The organism is Bacillus sp. SIMBA_026, assembly GCF_046535335.1.
Lineage (GTDB): Bacteria > Bacillota > Bacilli > Bacillales > Bacillaceae > Bacillus > Bacillus velezensis.
Genome location: NZ_JAWRWX010000002.1, coordinates 130,047 through 149,685, shown reverse-complemented (window position 1 = coordinate 149,685; position 19,639 = coordinate 130,047). Strand labels below are relative to the sequence as shown.

At 45.1% G+C, this 19,639-nt stretch carries 25 protein-coding genes; 17 read left to right on the top strand and 8 right to left on the bottom strand.

All coding sequences use genetic code 11. The features are described 5' to 3' along the window. The first annotated feature begins 7 nt into the window (after nt 1–7). The 11 genes from essA to SB847_RS11455 all read left to right on the top strand — a co-directional run bounded on the left by essA (nt 8) and on the right by SB847_RS11455 (nt 8,136). Entirely contained in the window at nt 8–481 is a 474-nt protein-coding gene (gene essA / locus SB847_RS11505) for a type VII secretion protein EssA (RefSeq protein ID WP_045208754.1), read from the top strand. A gap of 60 nt (nt 482–541) precedes the next feature. Continuing rightward, complete coding sequence (locus tag SB847_RS11500; RefSeq protein ID WP_032876789.1) at nt 542–1,273, top strand: (S)-benzoin forming benzil reductase; 732 nt, start codon at nt 542–544, stop codon at nt 1,271–1,273. A gap of 164 nt (nt 1,274–1,437) precedes the next feature. Continuing rightward, nucleotides 1,438–1,968 (top strand): HD domain-containing protein, encoded by a 531-nt coding sequence (locus tag SB847_RS11495; protein WP_007613450.1) that lies wholly within the window; start codon nt 1,438–1,440, stop codon nt 1,966–1,968. A gap of 137 nt (nt 1,969–2,105) precedes the next feature. Further along, on the top strand, nt 2,106–2,342 hold the full coding sequence (locus SB847_RS11490; RefSeq protein ID WP_014418770.1) for a DUF2642 domain-containing protein: 237 nt from the start codon (nt 2,106–2,108) through the stop codon (nt 2,340–2,342). 135 nt (nt 2,343–2,477) lie between these two features. Beyond that, a complete protein-coding gene (locus SB847_RS11485) occupies nt 2,478–3,584 on the top strand; it encodes an AI-2E family transporter (RefSeq protein ID WP_014418769.1) in 1,107 nt (368 codons plus the stop codon). A 61-nt stretch (nt 3,585–3,645) separates the two neighbouring features. Then, on the top strand, nt 3,646–3,867 hold the full coding sequence (locus SB847_RS11480) for a spore germination protein (RefSeq protein ID WP_007408682.1): 222 nt from the start codon (nt 3,646–3,648) through the stop codon (nt 3,865–3,867). A gap of 71 nt (nt 3,868–3,938) precedes the next feature. Continuing rightward, complete coding sequence (locus tag SB847_RS11475; protein ID WP_003152028.1) at nt 3,939–4,187, top strand: YueH family protein; 249 nt, start codon at nt 3,939–3,941, stop codon at nt 4,185–4,187. Between the two features lie 65 nt (nt 4,188–4,252). Beyond that, nucleotides 4,253–4,651, top strand: a complete 399-nt coding sequence (locus SB847_RS11470; protein ID WP_003152031.1) for a YueI family protein — start codon at nt 4,253–4,255, stop codon at nt 4,649–4,651. Nucleotides 4,652–4,747: 96 nt separating this feature from the next. Continuing rightward, nucleotides 4,748–5,299, top strand: a complete 552-nt coding sequence (locus SB847_RS11465) for a cysteine hydrolase family protein (RefSeq protein WP_410563287.1) — start codon at nt 4,748–4,750, stop codon at nt 5,297–5,299. 17 nt (nt 5,300–5,316) lie between these two features. Next, nucleotides 5,317–6,783 carry a nicotinate phosphoribosyltransferase gene (locus tag SB847_RS11460; RefSeq protein ID WP_014418767.1) on the top strand — a complete coding sequence of 489 codons (1,467 nt, stop codon included), beginning with the start codon at nt 5,317–5,319 and terminating at the stop codon, nt 6,781–6,783. A 129-nt stretch (nt 6,784–6,912) separates the two neighbouring features. Beyond that, nucleotides 6,913–8,136, top strand: coding sequence for an EAL and HDOD domain-containing protein (locus SB847_RS11455; RefSeq protein WP_032876792.1), 1,224 nt, complete (start codon nt 6,913–6,915; stop codon nt 8,134–8,136). 6 nt (nt 8,137–8,142) lie between these two features. Here the strand turns inward: SB847_RS11455 and SB847_RS11450 are convergent, their stop codons facing one another. Beyond that, nucleotides 8,143–8,484 carry a YuzC family spore coat inner layer protein gene (locus SB847_RS11450; protein WP_410563284.1) on the bottom strand — a complete coding sequence of 114 codons (342 nt, stop codon included), beginning with the start codon at nt 8,482–8,484 and terminating at the stop codon, nt 8,143–8,145. Nucleotides 8,485–8,949: 465 nt separating this feature from the next. On the opposite strand from SB847_RS11450, the gene degQ reads away from it, so the two are divergent. The 6 genes from degQ (at nt 8,950) to SB847_RS11420 (ending at nt 13,747) form a co-directional block, all read left to right on the top strand. Next, nucleotides 8,950–9,090 carry a degradation enzyme regulation protein DegQ gene (degQ, locus tag SB847_RS11445; RefSeq protein ID WP_003152043.1) on the top strand — a complete coding sequence of 47 codons (141 nt, stop codon included), beginning with the start codon at nt 8,950–8,952 and terminating at the stop codon, nt 9,088–9,090. Between the two features lie 151 nt (nt 9,091–9,241). Next, complete coding sequence (locus SB847_RS11440; RefSeq protein ID WP_007613433.1) at nt 9,242–10,153, top strand: polyprenyl synthetase family protein; 912 nt, start codon at nt 9,242–9,244, stop codon at nt 10,151–10,153. Beyond that, entirely contained in the window at nt 10,153–10,317 is a 165-nt protein-coding gene (gene comX, locus SB847_RS11435) for a competence pheromone ComX (RefSeq protein WP_007613432.1), read from the top strand. The genes SB847_RS11440 and comX overlap by 1 nt, the downstream gene beginning before the upstream one ends. Nucleotides 10,318–10,328: 11 nt before the next feature. Continuing rightward, the gene (locus SB847_RS11430) at nt 10,329–12,617 is read left to right on the top strand and encodes a histidine kinase (protein WP_088461324.1); all 2,289 of its coding nucleotides are present in this window, start codon (nt 10,329–10,331) and stop codon (nt 12,615–12,617) included. Between the two features lie 80 nt (nt 12,618–12,697). Continuing rightward, a complete protein-coding gene (comA, locus tag SB847_RS11425; protein WP_003152052.1) occupies nt 12,698–13,342 on the top strand; it encodes a two-component system response regulator ComA in 645 nt (214 codons plus the stop codon). Between the two features lie 21 nt (nt 13,343–13,363). Then, a complete protein-coding gene (locus tag SB847_RS11420; protein ID WP_007613430.1) occupies nt 13,364–13,747 on the top strand; it encodes a hotdog fold thioesterase in 384 nt (127 codons plus the stop codon). Nucleotides 13,748–13,786: 39 nt separating this feature from the next. Here the strand turns inward: SB847_RS11420 and mnhG are convergent, their stop codons facing one another. From mnhG to SB847_RS11385, 7 genes are read right to left on the bottom strand one after another with little or no spacing between them, the layout of a single operon-like run. Then, a complete protein-coding gene (mnhG, locus tag SB847_RS11415; protein ID WP_007613429.1) occupies nt 13,787–14,161 on the bottom strand; it encodes a monovalent cation/H(+) antiporter subunit G in 375 nt (124 codons plus the stop codon). Continuing rightward, entirely contained in the window at nt 14,145–14,429 is a 285-nt protein-coding gene (locus SB847_RS11410) for a Na(+)/H(+) antiporter subunit F1 (protein WP_017419420.1), read from the bottom strand. Before SB847_RS11410 ends, mnhG begins: the two co-directional genes overlap by 17 nt. Beyond that, nucleotides 14,429–14,905: a Na+/H+ antiporter subunit E gene (locus tag SB847_RS11405; RefSeq protein ID WP_007408672.1), complete on the bottom strand. Its 477-nt coding sequence runs from the start codon at nt 14,903–14,905 to the stop codon at nt 14,429–14,431. The genes SB847_RS11410 and SB847_RS11405 overlap by 1 nt, the downstream gene beginning before the upstream one ends. Before the next feature lie 5 nt (nt 14,906–14,910). Then, entirely contained in the window at nt 14,911–16,392 is a 1,482-nt protein-coding gene (locus SB847_RS11400) for a Na+/H+ antiporter subunit D (RefSeq protein ID WP_410563277.1), read from the bottom strand. Next, on the bottom strand, nt 16,385–16,726 hold the full coding sequence (locus SB847_RS11395) for a Na(+)/H(+) antiporter subunit C (RefSeq protein WP_082998530.1): 342 nt from the start codon (nt 16,724–16,726) through the stop codon (nt 16,385–16,387). The genes SB847_RS11400 and SB847_RS11395 overlap by 8 nt, the downstream gene beginning before the upstream one ends. Beyond that, complete coding sequence (locus tag SB847_RS11390; RefSeq protein WP_007613424.1) at nt 16,726–17,157, bottom strand: Na(+)/H(+) antiporter subunit B; 432 nt, start codon at nt 17,155–17,157, stop codon at nt 16,726–16,728. The genes SB847_RS11395 and SB847_RS11390 overlap by 1 nt, the downstream gene beginning before the upstream one ends. Next, nucleotides 17,154–19,556, bottom strand: a complete 2,403-nt coding sequence (locus tag SB847_RS11385) for a Na+/H+ antiporter subunit A (RefSeq protein ID WP_410563273.1) — start codon at nt 19,554–19,556, stop codon at nt 17,154–17,156. The genes SB847_RS11390 and SB847_RS11385 overlap by 4 nt, the downstream gene beginning before the upstream one ends. Between the last annotated feature and the right edge of the window lie 83 nt (nt 19,557–19,639).

The window sequence follows — 19,639 nt, the reverse complement described above, 5'->3', positions numbered from 1 at the left end:
CACGTTCATGGAAAAAGGATTGCTGCTGTTTGCTCTCTCCTTTTTCCTTTTCCTTCCCCAAGCCGCAGCCGCGAATGAGGAAAATACTGATGTCAAGCCGAATGAATATGAAAAGAAAGACATTGAAATTCGTACGGATTACCTGCACGACGATGCCTACTCTGAGGAAAAAACGGCGCTTCCGAAAGAACAGAAGGATATCACGTTTGATCAGCCGGCCGAAAACCCGGATGACAAACTGATATCAAATTTGTTTACATCGTCAGACACGGAGCCGAATACGATCAAAGCGCAATCGAAAAAACTGGGTATCACATTTGCCGAGCCTGCGGTGCGGCATACCTCGGCAGATATGGAAACGGAAGAGAAAAAGACTTCTTATCTGCTGCCTGTTATATATGCCGTCTTGATCCTCCTCGGGATTGCGGCGATGATCTACCTGATCCCGAAAGTCACGGCGCAGGAAAAGGCAAAGCGGTAAACGAATCGCTTGTGTTTGCGGGAAGACAGCCCGTAAAATAAGAAAAAAAGGAGGAGTTTCATGCAGTTTTTTCTTATAACAGGCGCGTCAAAAGGCTTGGGCCGGGCGCTTACGGAACAGGCGCTTCAAGAAGGAGCCGAAGTCGCCGCGCTTTCAAGAACGATAAGCGGGGAAAAGCGCGAGGGGCTGACAGAATACAGTGTTGATTTAACCGATCTGGCAGATACCGGGCGGCAGATGAAGGCGATTCTTGATCAAGCAGAGGAGAAGGGGTACTCCGCTGTCACACTGATCAACAATGCCGGAATGGTGGAACCGATCAAGCGGGCGAAAGAGGCTTCCGCCGAAGAATTGAACCGTCATTACACCCTTAATCTGACGGCGCCCGTTTTGCTCAGCCAAATGTTCACAAAGCGTTTTGAAGCGTTCAGCGGCAGCAAAACAATTGTCAACATCACATCGGGCGCAGCGAAAAATCCTTATAAAGGCTGGAGCGCGTATTGCAGCTCAAAAGCGGGGCTTGATATGTTTACGAGAACATTCGGGTTTGAACAGGAAGATGAAGAACTGCCGGTCCGCATGATCTCATTCTCGCCGGGAGTGATGGATACAGACATGCAGGCTGTCATCCGTTCTTCGTCAAAAGAAGATTTCCATGACATCGAACGGTTCCGCAATCTGAAAGAAACGAAAAACCTCAGAAGTCCTGAATACATCGCCGGCGTCATTCACTCACTGGTCGCGGGCGAGCCGGAAAACGGACGGATATACGATATCAAAGAATTTTTGTAGAGCAGCGTTCACGCTGCTCTTTTTTGTTTGTACAATCACTTCGGGGTCCGGCGGCATATGATGAATGAAACAACGTATAAGGGGTATAAGAAATGTATCAGATGAATTGAGTTTCTTCTCGATTTATGTTAGGATTCTAAAAATATAAATAAGGAGGGGTTTCCATGAGAAATGTAACGTTAATGGATGTCTTCACCCATCCAATCGCACAAAAGTATTTACAGCGTTCCGGTGTCGCCCATGCGATCGCCTGCGCGTTTCATGCATACCGTCTTGCCGTAAAAGCAGGTGTCAGCCCGGATCTTGCAGCGAAAGCGGCATTACTGCATGACGTCGGCCATTATGAATGGTACACAGACGGCAAATGGGATTATGAAAAGTACAGAAGAAACGATATCCATGCCATTAAAGGCGCGGAACGGGCGCATAAGCTGCTCATCCGGCTCGGTGAAGAACCGAAAGCGGCGAAGGACATTGCGCTGGCGATTCTGCTTCACACCGATTCCTATCTGCCTGAAGGCGAACTGGACAAGAATACGCTCCAGCAAATCGTGAAACAAGCGGATGAACTCGATGAAGAACCCGGCGGACATCACCATTACCGCCAAATGGATCACACAGCCGCGCTCAAACAAATCCAAAAGCTTGATCAGTTAATTGACCAAGCCCAATATCCCATAAGAAGCTCAGTCTAGGCCACTCATGCGGCCTTTTCCGCTTACATAACTCCGCATGCTCACTAACACCTTTTCCGCTCCGATAGACGTACTGTGTCAAAGCCTTTGTCCGCTGCATATGCTGAAGGAAAACATAGTAAAGGGGATCAGCGAAAATGGCCCATCAAGGAAGCCCGCAAATCGTCTCGTTAGTGGACCCTTACGTTTATCAGACCATCCATAAGCTTATCGGCTCAAGGTTTATCATTCAAACCGTCAGACGCATTATCAGAGGACGGCTGATTGATGCCACTCCAGATCACATCGCCATTGAAGAAACGCATGACCGTGTATTTTATATCAGAAACCGTCATGTAGTTTCCGTCATGCCTGATTATACCGAACGCGTGTAACAGCACGAATAAGGCGCAAACCGGAGGCGGCCCTATAGAACCCCGGTGCGTCTTCTTTTTGAGATACATAGATGCACGGCGGCTTTTTTTGGTACAATCACAGTACAAGTTCACATGACAATAGGAGGAAACCGCTTGTTGAAATCAAAGGTCCATTTTTGGACGCTGCAAATTTTGCTCGTTTTGCTCATTATTTACGTATCAACGAAAGTCTCGTTTATTTTTCAGCCGTTTTTCGGTTTTATCACCACTCTGTTTTTTCCGATTTTGATCTCGGGCATTTTGTTTTTCATTTTTAATCCGATCGTGCGCCTGCTTGAGAAAAAAATCCCCCGGACATTGGCGATCCTGCTCATTTATCTCGTTTTCATCGGCCTGATTGCCTTTATGTTCACCGCCATCGGACCGATTGTGGCTTCCCAGGTCACGGGGCTGATTAACAATTTCCCTGATTACATTCATCAGATTCAAGTCTTGACGGCGCAATTATCCCATTCCAAATGGTTTACGTGGATGATGACGCAGGATTATGTGTCGATAGAAAAAATCCAGCAGTCTCTGACGGGATTTTTACAAAGCCTTCCGCAAAATATTACGGCAAGCCTGTCGGCCGTGTTCGGCGTCGTTACGAATATCACGCTTGTCGTGATCACCGTTCCGTTCATTTTGTTTTATATGCTGAAGGACGGCCGGCGGTTTCCGCTCTTGGCAGTCAAAATCCTGCCTTCTTCCTACCGGGCGGAAGGTCGGAAAATATTTAACGACTTATATGTCACATTGGCCGCCTATTTCCAAGGCCAGCTGCTGATTTGTCTCTTTGTCGGAACGGCATGCTTTATCGGATATTGGATCATCGGCCTGCAGTATGCGTTAATTCTTGGGATGGTGATCGCCGTCACCAATATCATTCCGTACCTGGGGCCGTTTCTCGGGGCGGCGCCCGCAGTGATTATCGCGTTTATGGATTCGCCGGCTAAGGCGCTGTTTGCCGTTATTGTTGTCGTTGTCGTCCAGCAGCTTGACGGGAACCTGCTTTCTCCGCTTGTCATCGGGAAACGGCTCAATACCCACCCGCTCACCATTATTCTTCTGCTTATCGGAGCGGGCAGTTTCGGCGGCATTCTCGCAATGATTCTGGCCGTGCCGGTTTACGCGGTTTTAAAAGCTTTTGTCTTAAATATCGTCCGGCTTATCAAACTTCGTCAGCGGTCAAAGCTAGAAGACAGCCGCAAGCCGAAATAAAAACGGGCACAACTCCCGATGCAGCGCATAAAATGCTGTAAAGAAAAGCGGAGGTGTGGGTATGCCTGCAATTGTGGGACCGATTTATATTATGAGTTTAGCCGGAGACGCTGCGGCGAGCTTCGGTGACGTGTTTGCCATTTCTCCCAAAGCCGTTGACCACTCAGGCGCGGGGGCAGGGGCGTTTCATTCCGGAGATTTTGTCAAAGTCACTAATAAATTCAGCAAAACGCGCTTTGAAGACATCGATGTGTTTGACGAACCTGATTGGTTTAACGCGTGACAGCCTCCTTTTAGGAGGCTGTCGCTTTTTTGTAGTATAATAGAATCAGTCTTTATAAAAGGGGAATTTTTATGAAAATCAGAAAAGCGAATATTACCGTGCAGTCCGGAATGATCGGTGATGTATATCTGCATGAAAATAAAAAAGAACAGCATACCCTTGTAGCCGTTCCGGAACTTGAGTGGAGCACGATCATTTCCTATGAGGAAGAGAAAAAGGCGCTGGCACAGCGGCTTTTACAATCGTTCAGCAAGCTGATTGAAGAAGAGCCCGCCGGAGAGCTCGCCGGCAAGATCTCCCATTGGGTGGCTGAAATGTAACGAAGCGGTTTACCGCGTCCCGTCCGGGGAGATAATTGTAAAACAAGCTGAGGAGGGACAGGCCGATGAGCGACAAAACGGTTGACCTTTATTTACAGCAGGGGATGTACGGCCCTCTGCAGACGAAACCGGATGAACGCCATTTATTTTTAGGCTCGCTCCGTGAAAGAGTCATCATTGCCCTGACGAAGGGGCAGGTGCTGCAAAAGCAGCCGTATGAAGAAGTGAAACAGGCGCTGAAAAGCCGAAAAGACGCGGTGCTCTATATAAACGGAAGGCTCCCGTATCATGCTTATTCACCATATATGAAGCTTGCCGCACTTGCCGGTGTCCGAAGCTCCGTCATATCGGATCTTCAATTCGAAACGCCGCTCGGCCTGGTTTTTGCCGCCGATTATGCCGTGAACCTTGACGGCATTTACGTTCAGGATGATATTTTTCAGCGCTCACTCCTGAAATCTTAAAAGGGCAAAACACCGTTTGTCATTTTACAATGCCAATTCACTTACAAGTGGAGATAGGATATAATGGTTTTCATATGAATGGCGGGGAGGCCGGCTATGAAAAAAGCATTTATATGCATTGATTATACGAATGATTTTGCAGCTGAGAACGGGGCATTAACCTGCGGAGAACCCGCGAGACAGATTGAAGATACGATTGTCAGTTTGACGCAAGCATTTATAGAAAACGGTGATTACGTTGTCCTTGCGGTAGATTCGCATGATGCAGACGATGACTTTCATCCCGAGACACGCCTGTTTCCTCCGCATAATATCAACGGCACGGAGGGCAAAGAGCTGTACGGAAGGCTATCGCCTCTTTATGAGAAACATAAACACGCAAAAAACGTAAATTATATGGAAAAAACGAGATATTCTGCTTTTGCGGGAACGGATTTAGAGCTGAAACTGCGGGAACGGCAGATCACTGAGCTGCATCTTGCGGGCCTGTGCACGGACATCTGCGTTCTTCACACGGCGGTTGACGCTTACAACAAGGGCTTTCAGATCGTCATTCATCAAAACGCTGTGGCCAGCTTTAATCCGGAAGGGCATGAATGGGCCCTGTCCCATTTTAAGAACAGCATCGGAGCGCAAGTGGCAGAGTAAGGAAGGGGAAAATAATTTTGGTGGAGCATGGTTTTAAAGACGACAGTTTGTCTTTACATACAGATCTTTATCAAATTAATATGGCCGAAACGTACTGGAGAGACGGCATTCATGAGAAAAAAGCGATTTTTGAGCTTTTTTTCAGAAAGCTTCCCTTTGAAAACGGCTATGCGGTATTTGCGGGCTTAGAGAAAGCAATCGAATACTTGGAGAACTTCAAATTTACCGACAGCGATCTGAATTATTTAAAAACGGAATTGCACTATGCTGATGATTTCATTGATTATTTACGGGATCTTTCTTTTACCGGATCTCTTTACAGCATGAAAGAAGGCGAGCTCGTTTTTAACAACGAACCGATTATGCGGGTCGAAGCGCCCCTGATCGAAGCCCAGCTGATTGAGACGGCTCTGCTTAACATTGTGAATTACCAAACATTAATCGCCACGAAAGCGGCCCGCATTAAAGGCGTTGTCGGTGACGAAGACGCCCTCGAATTCGGAACGCGGCGCGCCCATGAAATGGATGCGGCTATGTGGGGAGCGAGAGCGGCTCTGATCGGCGGCTTCAGCGCGACGAGTAATGTAAGAGCCGGAAAGCGTTTTAATATACCCGTATCCGGCACGCACGCTCATGCGCTCGTACAAGCGTACCGCGATGAATATACGGCATTTAAGAAATATGCGGAGACCCACAAAGACTGCGTGTTTCTCGTAGATACGTACGATACGATCCGTTCGGGTATGCCGAATGCGATTAAAGTCGCAAAGGAATTCGGCGATCGGATCAACTTCATCGGCATCCGCCTGGACAGCGGAGACTTGGCGTACCTGTCAAAAAAAGCGCGTGAAATGCTTGATGAAGCGGGTTTCACAGACGCAAAGGTCATTGCTTCAAGCGATCTTGACGAGCACACAATATTAAATCTGAAATCGCAAGGAGCGAAAATCGATACGTGGGGCATTGGCACGAAGCTGATTACCGCATACGATCAGCCGGCTCTCGGCGCGGTTTACAAACTTGTCGCCATTGAAGAGGACGGCAAACTGACCGACACCATTAAAATTTCGTCAAACCCTGAAAAAGTGACAACGCCGGGAAGAAAGAGAGTATACCGGATTATCAACAAGCTGAATCACCACTCGGAAGGTGATTATATCGCGCTTTATGACGAGCGGGTAAATGATCAGAAACGCTTAAAAATGTTCCATCCCGTCCACACGTTCGTCAGCAAATTCGTCACTGATTTCTATGCGAAAGACTTGCATGAGCCGATCTTTGAAAACGGCGTTTTATGCTATGATAATCCCGAAATTACCGACATCCAGCAATACGTGCAGGATAACCTCAAACTTCTGTGGGAGGAATACAAACGGATCAGCAAGCCGGAAGAATATCCGGTCGATTTAAGCGAAGACTGCTGGAGCAACAAGATGCAGCGGATTCATGAAATCAAAAGCGAGCTGAAACGGGAACTTGAATAGAAGACAAAGAGGCCTTTCCTTTCTCTGGAAAGGCCTTTTTGTTGTGATAATATTTTTCACATTTAGACAAATTTCGTCAAGTTATTTGATATACTTATGTTCGAAGGCCGCATCTAAGGGGGTAAATGAATGAAGGTGTTTGTTGCGAGACAGCCTATCTTCAACAGAAACGAACAGGTTGTTGCTTATGAACTTCTTTACCGGGAGAGCGAAGAGAACCGTTATTCGGCCGCTGACGGAGATAAAGCTACGACGGATCTCATTATTAACAGCTTTATCAACATCGGAATCGAAAAGCTGACTGAGGGGAAACGCTGCTTTGTGAATTTTACAGAAAGCCTGATGTTTTCAGATCTCCCTACCTCCTTTGATCCTGACCAGCTTATTATCGAAATTCTTGAGGACATACCGATCACTCCGGCACTCATCTCAAGATGCAGACAGCTGAAGAAATTAGGATATACATTAGCACTTGATGATTTTTACGCCATCAATCCGGAAAATGAAGAGTTAGTGGAACAGCTGATGAAATATATTGATATTTTAAAAATCGACTTTTTGCAATCCTCGCGTCTGGAGCGCAAAAAAATCATTCAGACGTACAGCTGTAAAAGTCTGATTTATTTAGCGGAGAAAGTGGAGACGAGAAAAGATTATAAACAGGCGGCCATAGACGGCTTTCACCTGTTTCAAGGATATTTTTTCAGTGAACCGCGTGTCATCAGCGGAAATGATCTGACGTTTCATTTTCATTCTTACTACCAGCTTTTAAGCGAATTAAACAATGACCAGCCCAATATACAGCGCGTGACGGAATACATAGAGCGGGACGTCAGCTTATCGTATCAGATTCTGCGTTTTTTAAACGGATCGCAAACAAGGCTGAAAAAAAAGATAGACAGCATCCAGCAGGCCATCATGATGCTCGGGCTGAATGAGATTAAGCGCTTGATTTACATTCTTTCATTCAGAGATTTAACGGCGAAAAGCCACTCAAGCCAAAAAGAAATCATTAAGATTTCCTTAATCAGGGCCAAGCTGTGCGAACTGCTGGCGAAAAGAACCGGAAGACCCCAGCCCTCTTCTTACATGCTGATCGGCATGTTTTCGCTCATCGATACGCTTCTCCACAGGGAGCTGGAGGATATCATCAAAGAACTGCCTTTAATCGATGAAGTCGGACAGGCGCTGCTCGGTTATGAAAACGATTATTATAAGATGCTCGCGCTCGTCAAAGCCATTGAATGCAACAACTGGGACTGTGACGAGTGGGGGAAAGAACTGAACAAAGAAGAAGCGTATGACTGTTACTTACAGGCGATCGAATGGTGCCGGCAGCTGATCGTGGATTGAGCCGCTTTAAGCCGACCACCTGAGGGCGATGATAAACCGGCTTCGCTCTCTGATCAGACTGACACGGATGCCGTCGGGATTATACGTCACGTCAAAGTCATTTTTGATGCCGGTCTGCTTAATGAGCCGCTTGACCGCTGCGGTGTCAGATGATTGCGCTGCGGTGAGGATGCGGCGTGCAAGCTCTTTTGACGCCGTCAGCAGCGCAAGGAGCAGGCGCGCATCCTCCAGCATGCCCGCAGCTTCATTTGCGGACGCTGTCAAAATATCTGCGTGAACCGGGGCACTGGGGGCTGGATGCCGGTATGGCGCGGCGAAAACAGGGCAGCATGAATACACATAATGCATACGGCGGCCTCCTTCCTGAGAAAACATTCGTTATACATGAGTATAGGCGGCGTGATAATGAGTTATGACATGCAAAAAGACCACAATGCGGGGGTTGCGGTCTTTTCGGTGTTTGTCGGTGGTTATGCGACGCTGTTCGCCCATTCTGTTTTGAAATTGCGACGGCAGGGACTATAGTCCTTGCCGGTTTGTCGGAAAACCGTTAAAAAAACAGCAGAACCGCCAGATTGGTCTGCTTCATCCTAAACGTCTGCCTTTCTGGTAGTTATATAGTCCTGTTCGCTAAATGCTCCATTCGGGACTATGGGATTACCCTGGTTTGCGGTGTCACGCAGATACTTTTACACATACTTTTCGGTGAAAAATCCCGCAAAAACGTTTACACTATTAGTAACAGATCAAATACCTAGGACTCGTTCACCATACACAATTCATTGATCTTTCAAAAAAAGGAGTGTGGAAACGGTGGAAAACAAATTAGAAGAAGTAAAGCAATTATTATTCCGACTTGAAAATGATATCAGAGAAACAACCGACTCATTACGAAACATTAACAAAAGCATTGATCAGCTCGATAAATTCTCATATGCAATGAAAATTTCTTAAAAAGACTTGGAAACAAGTCTTTTTTTTGTGCATTTTTTATCCATTTCATGGATAAAGTATTATACGATTGTTAAAAAACGAAAAACCTGCTGTCTTTCATCACCTGCATTTAGTAAAATAGAATGGGAGGGTGAAGACAATTATTGAGCAAATGTGTTTAGATGCCGAAACGATTAAAGAGAAGATGAAGGAAATTGTGGAGCACAATATATGCAATACTAACTTGAAAATGTACCTTCTAAAATTTATTGCATCAAAAGATTCATTTGGATTTGCTGAATTGGCATATCAACATTACAAAGCGTTCAATGGCAGAGACACAGAGGCGATTTTAAAGTTAGCCGTAGGCATAGAATTATTAGTCCTGTCATACGACATTTATGATGATTTAGAAGATAATGATAATCTGAAAATGGAATGGATGAAAACAGGTCTCCCCATTACGCTGAATACTGTAACGGCCATCTATACATTAAGTATACAGGTTATGAATCAGATTAGTGAAAATCCGTATTTTCTTAAGCAAATATTAAACTTTGCTTTGAATTCAATTGAGGGCCAGCAAGATGATATTTTGAATGCACCGCAAACTGAAGAAGAGTGTTTGAAAATGATTAAGAATAAATCTGGCTCTTTAACTGCATTGCCTTGCGTTATGGGCGCGATGCTGGCTACAGGAAAGTTAAATCCAATCGTTCAATCATATTCATATGAACTCGGAATAATATCCCAGATTGATAATGATTATCAAGGTTTGTTTTACTTGAATAATGATTTTGTTCAACGCAAAAATACACTTGCTTATTTATACTTAAAAAAGAAATTCAATAAAGCTTCTGAAGAAATCTTACAATGGTATGAAAACCCAGAGTTATTCAAAACCTTAAAGACCCGAGACATAAAAAAGAAATTAATTGAAGCAGGTGTAACCCAATACTTATTGGTTTTGAAACATTTGTCGTTAAAAAAAATAAAAAGTAAGATATTTGAATTGGAGATAGAGAGAAATAAAACGGAAACTTTATTAAATGCGATTGTTAATTTAGAGGAGGATGAAAAATAATGCAGGAAATTGTAGGATACTTAACCAAAAATCCAGAAGTTTTAAATAAAGTGATTGAAGGCAATGCTAGTCTGATTGGAGTTAGCCAGGATCAAACAGATTGTGTTATAAATGCGTTTAAGGGTATAGATGTTATTTCTTTCGGCGGTGATTGGAAATATTGAGGATGATATAAATGAAGTCCAAGTACAATAAGGTTTCAGTTGTCTTAATTCTGCTTACATTGGTATATGTCATTTATCTGACTTATATAAGCACAAATAATCTTTTAGTCGGCGCCACAATTTCTGAAAATAAACAGGGCGAAATTAAAATAAAAGATGTAGAAGATTTTACAATGGCATATTACGCCGGAGTGCAAAAGGGAGATATAGTAAAGAATATTAACCACCAAAATGTAAAGTCAATTAATATTCAAATGAATAAGCTGAAAAATGTAAACTCGATGGTCGTTGATAGAAACGGTCATGATATTGAGATTAAGCTCAATTTATTTAATGATAGGAACTTCAGTACTTACTTAATACCGATAATTTTTTATGTAGTATGTTTATTTTGCTGTTTCTTCATCATTAAAATAAATGAAGAAAAAAACTTGAAATCTGCTTTGGTGCTAATTGTATTTCTTTTGTCTGCTTCAATTGCATATATTAGTGCTGGAGGATCGGCAAAAGGCGATTTGCTTAGCAGATGTATCATGTTGTTAACATTAATAACTGTACCTTTAAATTATCTTCTGTTTCTTTATCATTACTTTAAAGAATTAGGTACAGTGCTTTTCAGCAAAAAAGTTTTCGTTTTGTATTTATTTCCAACTATAAATATATTATTTGAATTATTTCGGTCGCGATTATCTTTTGGTGATTTTATTCCAAAATTTAATTTGATTTCGTTTTTTCTTCTTTTTTTGATTGTAGCATATTACTTTATTGTTATTTTGAGAAGAAACAAAGATACTGATCAGGCACATATTATAAAGGTGCTTGTAGTTATAAATATATTGGCATTTTCGCCTTTTTTATGTCTGTATCTTATACCGTATGTATTTTTTAATGATTATTATGTCTCTTCTTTCTTAACAGCATCATTTATGCTGCTAATACCTTTTTCACTTGTATATCAATTCATGTCGAATAAAATATATAACGTTGATTTTATCTTAAGTAAGTTAAAATATTATGGCTTTTTAGCGTTAACCCCAACTATAATTCTGGTTACGACAATAGAGTTATTACGTGAGCCAGAAGAAAATTTTTACAATCTCAAACTGACATTTTTAATTTATATTTTAATGTTAGCTGTTTTTTATTATAAAGAAATACTCGATTTCCGGTTTAAATTAAAAAGGGTCTCTGAAAGATTCAATTACCAAGACAGTATTTATAAGTTTACCCAATTAATCAGAAACTCGTCTTCTTTAAATCAGGTTTTTGGAGAATTAAAAACCACCATTCTCGAAGTAACTCTTACAAGTAAAGTGTATATATTTGAAGTTACGTATGATGGGAATGTAAAGGCATTTGACGAAAGAGATTCAAGTTTGATAGATGATTATCAAGTGCTTTTAAATAGTGTTACTATTGAGATAGGAAAAATAACGGAGTTTAATCAAGGTTTCGCAATGAAAGTAGGAGAACGGGGAGATAGATCATTCGTTGTTCTCTGTTTGTCTAAGATGAATACGCCCCGTTTATCACGTGAAGAAATTTCTTGGTTAAAAACATTATCTTTTTACGTTAATGTTTCAATAGAAAACGTGATGAAAATCGAAGAACTTATGAATCATCTCGAAGATTTAAAGAAACAAGAGACAAACCCGGTCTGGCTCAAAAAGCTGATGTTTACGATCGAGGAAAAGCAGCGGTCGGATCTGGCCCGTGATCTGCATGATTCAGTGCTGCAGGATTTAATTTCTTTGAAGCGCCAGTGTGAGCTGTTTCTGGCCGATTTTAAGAAAGAGGAGCCTTGCCAGTTAGAGGTGCAGGACAAGCTTCATCAGATGAATGAGCAGATGTCGGATGTCATTTTGATGACCCGGGAGACGTGCCATGAGCTGCGTCCTCAGCTGCTGTATGATTTGGGTCTGGTCAAGGCAGTATCCAAGCTTGCCGCACAGCAGCAGGAGCGTGCGCCGTTTCATATCCGTCTGAATACGGGCCGGTTTACGGCGGCGCTGGATTTGGATACGCAGCTGAATTTGTACCGCATCATTCAGGAATTTCTTTCGAACGCCATGAAGCATTCACAGGCGAATGAGGTGCTGATTATGCTGATCAGCATTCAAAATAAAGTGATTCTGCATTATGAAGACGACGGTGTCGGCTGCAATCAGGAAGAAGGCGGGCAGTCGATGAGCATGGGGCTTTCGGGTATTAAGGAGCGCGTCCGTGCGCTTGACGGACGGATGAAAATCGACACAAGTGAAGGAAACGGTTTTAAAGCGGATATTGAAATGGAATTGTAACCAATTTATCACCAAATCGACTTGGCAGAAGCCAAGTCTTTTTAATAAAATGGAAATGAGTGAGTAAAAGGGAGGAAACCATGAAAAAGATACTAGTGATTGATGATCATCCGGCTGTCATGGAGGGCACCAAGACGATTCTGGAAACGGACACGAATCTTTCTGTCGATTGCCTCAGTCCTGATGCCAGTGAACAATTCGTTCTCCGGCATGATTTTTCAGCTTACGATCTCATATTAATGGATTTAAATCTGGGTGATGACATCAGCGGCATAGAGCTTTCCAAGAAAATCTTAAAAGAGAATCCTCTCTGTAAAATCATTGTCTACACAGGCTATGAGGTTGAAGATTATTTTGAAGAATCCATCCGCGCGGGCCTGCATGGCGCCATCAGCAAAACCGAATCTAAAGAGAAAATCATGCAATACATATATCACGTGCTCAACGGACAGATTTTAGTTGATTTCTCCTATTTCAAACAGCTGATGACCCAGCAAAAAACAAAAACGTCTTCTTCCCCTCAAAGTGAGCAGGATCGGTTAACCCCGAGAGAGCGCCATATTCTCCAAGAGGTCGAAAAAGGTTTGACCAATCAGGAAATCGCAGATGCGCTTCACTTAAGCAAGCGGTCGATTGAATACAGCCTGACATCCATTTTTAATAAGCTGAATGTCGGCTCCCGAACTGAAGCGGTGCTGATCGCCAAGTCAGATAACGTACTATAAATCTTGAAGGGAGAATGACCTATGAATCTGAACAATACATTGCTCGGCGCACTCGGTATTGAAATCACTGAAAACACGCCGGAGAGATGCGTGGCGGTGATGCCTGTGGATAAGAGGACGGTGCAGCCTTTCGGATATCTGCATGGGGGCGCGTCAGCAGCGCTGGCGGAGACTGTTGCAAGTGTGGGGGCCCAGCATTTTATCGACCGGTCGAAACAGGCGTGTGTCGGGCTTGAGATTAATGCCAATCATTTAAAATCCGTGAAAGAGGGCGGGACGGTCACGGCAATAGCAGAACCCGTTCACACGGGCAGAGCCACTATTGTGTACGGGATTAACATTTTCGATGAACGGGAAAGGCTGATCTGTGTTTCCCGCTGCACGCTGGCTGTTATAACAAAATAAACAAACAGCCGGAACCCTGAATCGTCCGGCTGTTTGTTTTTACAAATATGAATCTTCTTTTCGTTTGATCACAAAGTTTCTGATCCCTTTGTAATCATCCTGAACGCTTCTTTTATCAAGCGCCGCTCCCGAATTGTACGCGGCCCTGCATATGAGGTGCGCTCCGACCGGCGCCGTCAGCAGGATAAAAATGATGCCGAGCAGTATTTTTACAGAAATTTCTCCGGTCAGCATCCACAAGTAGCCTAACACCCCGAGCAATACCAAATTAACGCCGAGTGTCGAGCCTTTTGAAGAGGCGTGGGCGCGCGTATACACATCAGGAAGCCTGAGTGTGCCGAAAGACGCGACCAGGCAGATCAGCGATCCCATCAGAATACAAATGCCGACGGCCCATTTAACGATTTCGATCATTTTCGATAATCTCTCCTTTCTCCAAAAACTTAGCAAAGGCAATCGTGCCGATAAACGATAAAATGCCGAGCAGCAGAATGATGTCCAAAAAGGCCGATGTGTTTAAGAGAATGGATACAAGCGCGGTCATGGCAATCAGATTAATGCCGATCCCATCAAGCGCGACGACCCGGTCCGGTACCGTAGGCCCTTTTATGACGCGAATGACGTACAGAAGAGTCGAAACCGCCATAATGCCGAGTGATAATTGCAGAATAAACGTAAACATCAGCGGCTCACCTCCTGAATGGCTTTCTCAAAAGAGACGCGGATGTCATGGATCGCTTTCTCCGCATCTTCAATGTCCATGGCGTGTATATAGAGAATCGACCGGTCATCGGAGATATCCATCACGAGCGTACCCGGTGTTAAAGTGATTAACAGCGAGAGAAGCGTGATCTCCCAATCCTCCGTCAATTCCGTCTTAAACGCGAAAATGCCCGGGCGGATGTTCAGTTTCGGCGATATAACGGTTTTCAGCACGCTGACATTGGCCAAATATAATTCCTTTATAAAGATCAGCGCCAGTTTGATGACTGACCATATTTTCCAAATGTAAAACGGCCGCGAGAAGAAGCGCCGGAAAAAAAACAGCGCCGCCAAGCCCGCGATAAATCCGGTCATAAAACCCGCCGCGCTGAGGCTGTTTGTGAGAAACATCCAGCAAACAGCGAGAAGAACATTTAATAATAGTTGAAAAGCCATGCCATCTACTCCTTCAAAACAGCTTCAATGTATTTTTCCGGATTCAGCAGATTCTCAGCCGTCTGATTGACATACGGTGAAACCCATTCGGTTCCGAGCCCGAACAGAAGCGACAAAAGGAGAAAAGCGGCTGCCGGATAAAGAAGTCCTTTTGCGGACCGTCCGCCTGCGCCCGGAATTTCTTTTTCTTCCCCCCAAAAAGCCGTCGTGAAAACCTTCAGCACCGAATAGAGCACAAGCAGGCTGGATAAGAGAATCAATACGGAAAACAATGTTTCCCCCTTATCGAACCCGCCTTCCGCGATCTTCAGCTTGCCCACAAATCCGCTGAACGGCGGGATGCCGGCCAAAGATATGGCTGAGATAAAGAACATCCATCCCAAAACGGGATAACGGGTGATCAGTCCGCCCATTTTATGCAGGCTGGCAGTGCCCGTCAAAGCGATAAGCGTGCCGGCAAGCATAAACAGCGCTCCTTTAATCAGCATATCGTGAATCAAGTAATAAACCGCTCCTTGAATGGAGGCCGGCGTGTTCATGGCAATGCCGAACAAAATCACGCCGACGGCTGTAATAATATTGTAGATGACGATTTTCATGACATCCGAAAAGGCGATAGATCCGATTACGCCGAATAGAACCGTCAGCATCGCAAGCCACATCATCAATTGGTGGGTAAAGCCCGTATCGTGAATAAAGATCAGGGTGAATACTCTTAAAATGGCGTACAGGCCGACTTTCGTCAAAAGAGACCCGAATAAAGCCGAAATCGCAGCCGGCGGGGCGTAATAAGAGCCCGGCATCCAGAAATACAGCGGGAATATCCCGCCCTTTAAACCGAATACAACGAGAAGAAGGACGCCGATCACGGTTATCAGCCCGGTCTGGTCCGATTCGCTTATTTTTACGCTTAGATCAGCCATATTCAGCGTGCCCGTCACCGCGTATAAGTAACCGACGCCGATGACAAAAAACGCGGATGACACAATGTTAAACACGATATACTTCAATGATTCTCTTAATTGAATTTTCGTTCCGCCAAGCACGATCAGCATGTAGGACGCGATAAGCAGAAGCTCAAAAAAGACGTACATGTTGAACAGGTCACCCGTCAAAAACGCTCCGCTTACGCCGGCCAGAAGAAACTGCACCCCTGAATAATAGAAAGCGCGCTCCCTTTTTTCTCCGATGGAGCGGAAGGAGTACAGGGTGACGAGCAGCCCGATTATGGCGGTTGTCAAAACAAGCAGTGCGGCGAGCTGATCCGCGGCGAGCACAATGCCGTACGGCGCTTTCCAGCCGCCGAGTGTCAGCGTCTGAATCCCATGTGTGAAAACCGTCTGAACGAGAGCGGCGCTGATGACGATGGAGACACAGGAAGCGGCAGTGCTGAATATCCGCATCAGCATCACGCGCCTGTTCATAAAAATCAGCAGCACTGCGGCAAGCAGCGGCACCAGAATAGGCAATATCACAAAGTTATTCATGTTGATCATTTCCCCTCATTCGATCCATATCGTCCGATTTCAATTCCTGATAGGCGCGAAACGCCATCACAAGCAGGAAGGACGTGACGCCGAACGAAATAACGATCGCCGTCAGTATGAGTGCCTGCGGCAGCGGATCGACAAACGACGTGCTTTTTCCGCCCAGTATGGGAGGAGCGCCTTTTTTCAGTCCGCCCATGGTCAGAAGCAGCAAATGGACGCCGTGGCTTAAAAGCGCGGTGCCGATAATCACACGCAGCAGACTTTTAGAAAGCAGCAGGTAGGTTGCCGCCATAAACAAAATACCGGCAATGACAGACATTAAGATTTCCATTATTCTTCCTCTCCAATCGTTTGAATAATGGTCATCGTCACGCCGACAACAACGAGATACACACCTAAATCAAATAAAGTGGCCGTCGCAAGCTCCGTATTCCCAAGCACCGGGAGATGAAAATGGCCGAATGTATGGGTGAGAAAGGGTGCTCCGAATAAGAACGAACCTGCACCCGTTGCAATCGCGATAAGCAGACCCGCGCCCGCCACATAAATAAAATTGACGGGCAAAATCGATTTGACGGTTTTTAAATCAAAGGCCAAAAGCAACAGCACGATGGCCGAAGACGTAATCAGTCCGCCGACAAATCCTCCGCCGGGAGCGTTATGCCCCGATAAAAATAAATAGAAAGAGAAAAGCAGAATGATAAAAGATACAAGCTTCGTTGCCGTCTGAAGGATGATGTCGTTTGTTTTTTGCTGTCTCAACGCTCTTCTCCCTCCTCTTTTACTTTCGTTCTGATCATGCCGTAAATCCCGAGTGCGGCAATCGACAGCACCGTGATTTCAAACATCGTATCAAATCCCCTGAAATCAACGAGGATGACGTTGACGATATTGTTTCCTCCCCCGAGCTTATGGCTGTAAGCGGTGAAAAAGGAGGAGATGCTGTCTTTTGTTTTTTCGCTGGAAGACGCGATTCCGAGCATTGTCACGATGACGCCGACACCGAGAGAAATGATAAAATTCGTCATCCGGAATGTTCTTGTCTTCTTTTTCCGCCGCATTTTCGGCAGATGGTAAAAACAAAGAAGAAACAAGGCGACGGATATCGTCTCAATGACGAGCTGCGTGAGCGCCAGATCGGGCGCTCTGAAAATCACGAAAAACAGCGCGAGTGTGTACCCGACAACACCGAGTGAGATAATGGCCGTCAGCCGCGATTTGGCGAACACAGTCGCAATCGTTGCGCTCACCATAACGAGGGACAGCACGATTTCATACAGGCCGATCTCAGCCATGCCTTTCGCTGTCATGGAAAAGCCGCCTTTCATCACGAACGCCGCTCCGATGAGAATGATAAACGCCGCAAAAATATACAGCAGATAATCCCGCAAAAATCCGGTCATATAAGATGACGTCAGCTGGTAAGATCTTTTTTCCATACTGCCTGTCACCGCATCGTAGAGCTTGTTCAGCGTCAGTTTTTTCGGAAACAGACCGTACAAACGCTCCCATTTAGACAGCGTTACGTAACCGATCGTGCCGACAATGATGATGCCGAGGGTCATCATTACCTCAGCCGTCACCCCGTGCCACTGGGAAATATGGACATGGAATGTATCTCCGCCGGTTAACAGAGCCGGATAAATGGAGTTCATCGCCGGTTCAATCAGGCTGTAAGACAAAACGTTCGGTGCAAAAAACAGACTGACGGCGCAAGCGGCAAGAATGACCGGCGAAATCAGCATGCCGAGCGGTGCTTCATGCGGCGTCTTTTCAAGCTGATCAGATTTGCGCGCGCCGCTGAACGTTCTGAAAAACAGCTTCATGCTGTAGATGAAAGTGAAGACGCTCCCGATCCATGCGAGAACGGGGAACAGCACGCCCCACGTATCAAGGCTGAAAATATCTGCATGAGCAATCCGCAGCATACTTGTAAAGAACATTTCTTTACTTAAAAAGCCGTTAAACGGAGGGAGGCCCGCCATGGAAAACGTTCCGATCAGTGAAACGGTGAACGTTACCGGCATAAGCGCCATCAGGCCGCCGAGCCTGCGGATGTCCCGTGTTCCCGTTTCATGGTCGATAATGCCGACCGCCATAAATAAACTTCCTTTAAAAGTAGCATGGTTAATTAAGTGAAACACAGCCGCGGTGACAGCCGCCGTAAAATACTCTGAATGCTGGTAATGAAGCGCGGCGGCTCCTGCGCCGAGCATCGATACAATCATACCGAGCTGACTGACTGTGGAAAATGCCAGAATCGCTTTTAAATCGGTTTGTTTAATCGCATTGAAGGAAGCCCATACCATCGTGATCAGACCGACTGAGGCAACCGTCCAAAACCAGACGGGTGAAAATGCAAAAACCGGACTGAATCTGGCAATCACATAAATGCCCGCTTTTACCATTGTAGCCGAGTGCAGATAGGCGCTGACAGGAGTCGGCGCCTCCATGGCATCAGGCAGCCAGATATAAAACGGAAACTGCGCTGATTTCGTAAAGGCTCCCAATAACAGGAGAACCATCGCCGGAATAAAGAACGGATGGCCTGCGATAATATGCACCTGGTTGACCATTTCCCTGATACTGAAAGAATCCGTCATCAGATACAGCAGGATAAAGCCGCCGAGCATGCACAGCCCGCCGCCGACGGTAATCAGCAGTGACTTTTCCGCCCCGTAGCGTGATTTCTTCCGCTTATGCCAATACCCGATTAATAAGAAGGATGACAGGCTTGTCAGCTCCCAGAACATATAAAGAACGATAACGTTATCGACGAGCACAACGCCGAGCATCGCGCCCATAAACATCAGCAGGTACACATAAAAGGGGCCGAGCTTTTCTTTGTCCTTCGATAAGTAAAAAATACTGTAAAGCGTCACCAAAGAGCCGATGCCGGTAATCAATAAAGCGAATAACAGCCCGAGTCCGTCAATATAAACGGTATAGTTAATACCGAGGGACGGAATCCATTCGGCCGCATACCGAACGGTTTCTCCGGTCATTGTGACAGGGAGCTTGCTGATAAAGTAAACAAACAGCACAACGGGCACTATCAGCACAAACCAGCCTGTATGGACTTGTTTTACCCGTTTATAAAGAAAGGGAACGATAAATGCAAATAAAAAAGGCGCCAAAATCGCGAAATGTAACAGCTGCAACAGAAGACCTCCTTTGCTTGTTTTTTCATCAAGCAACTGCTTTATGTAAGAGTGAATCAATCAATTCACGGTCATAGGACCCA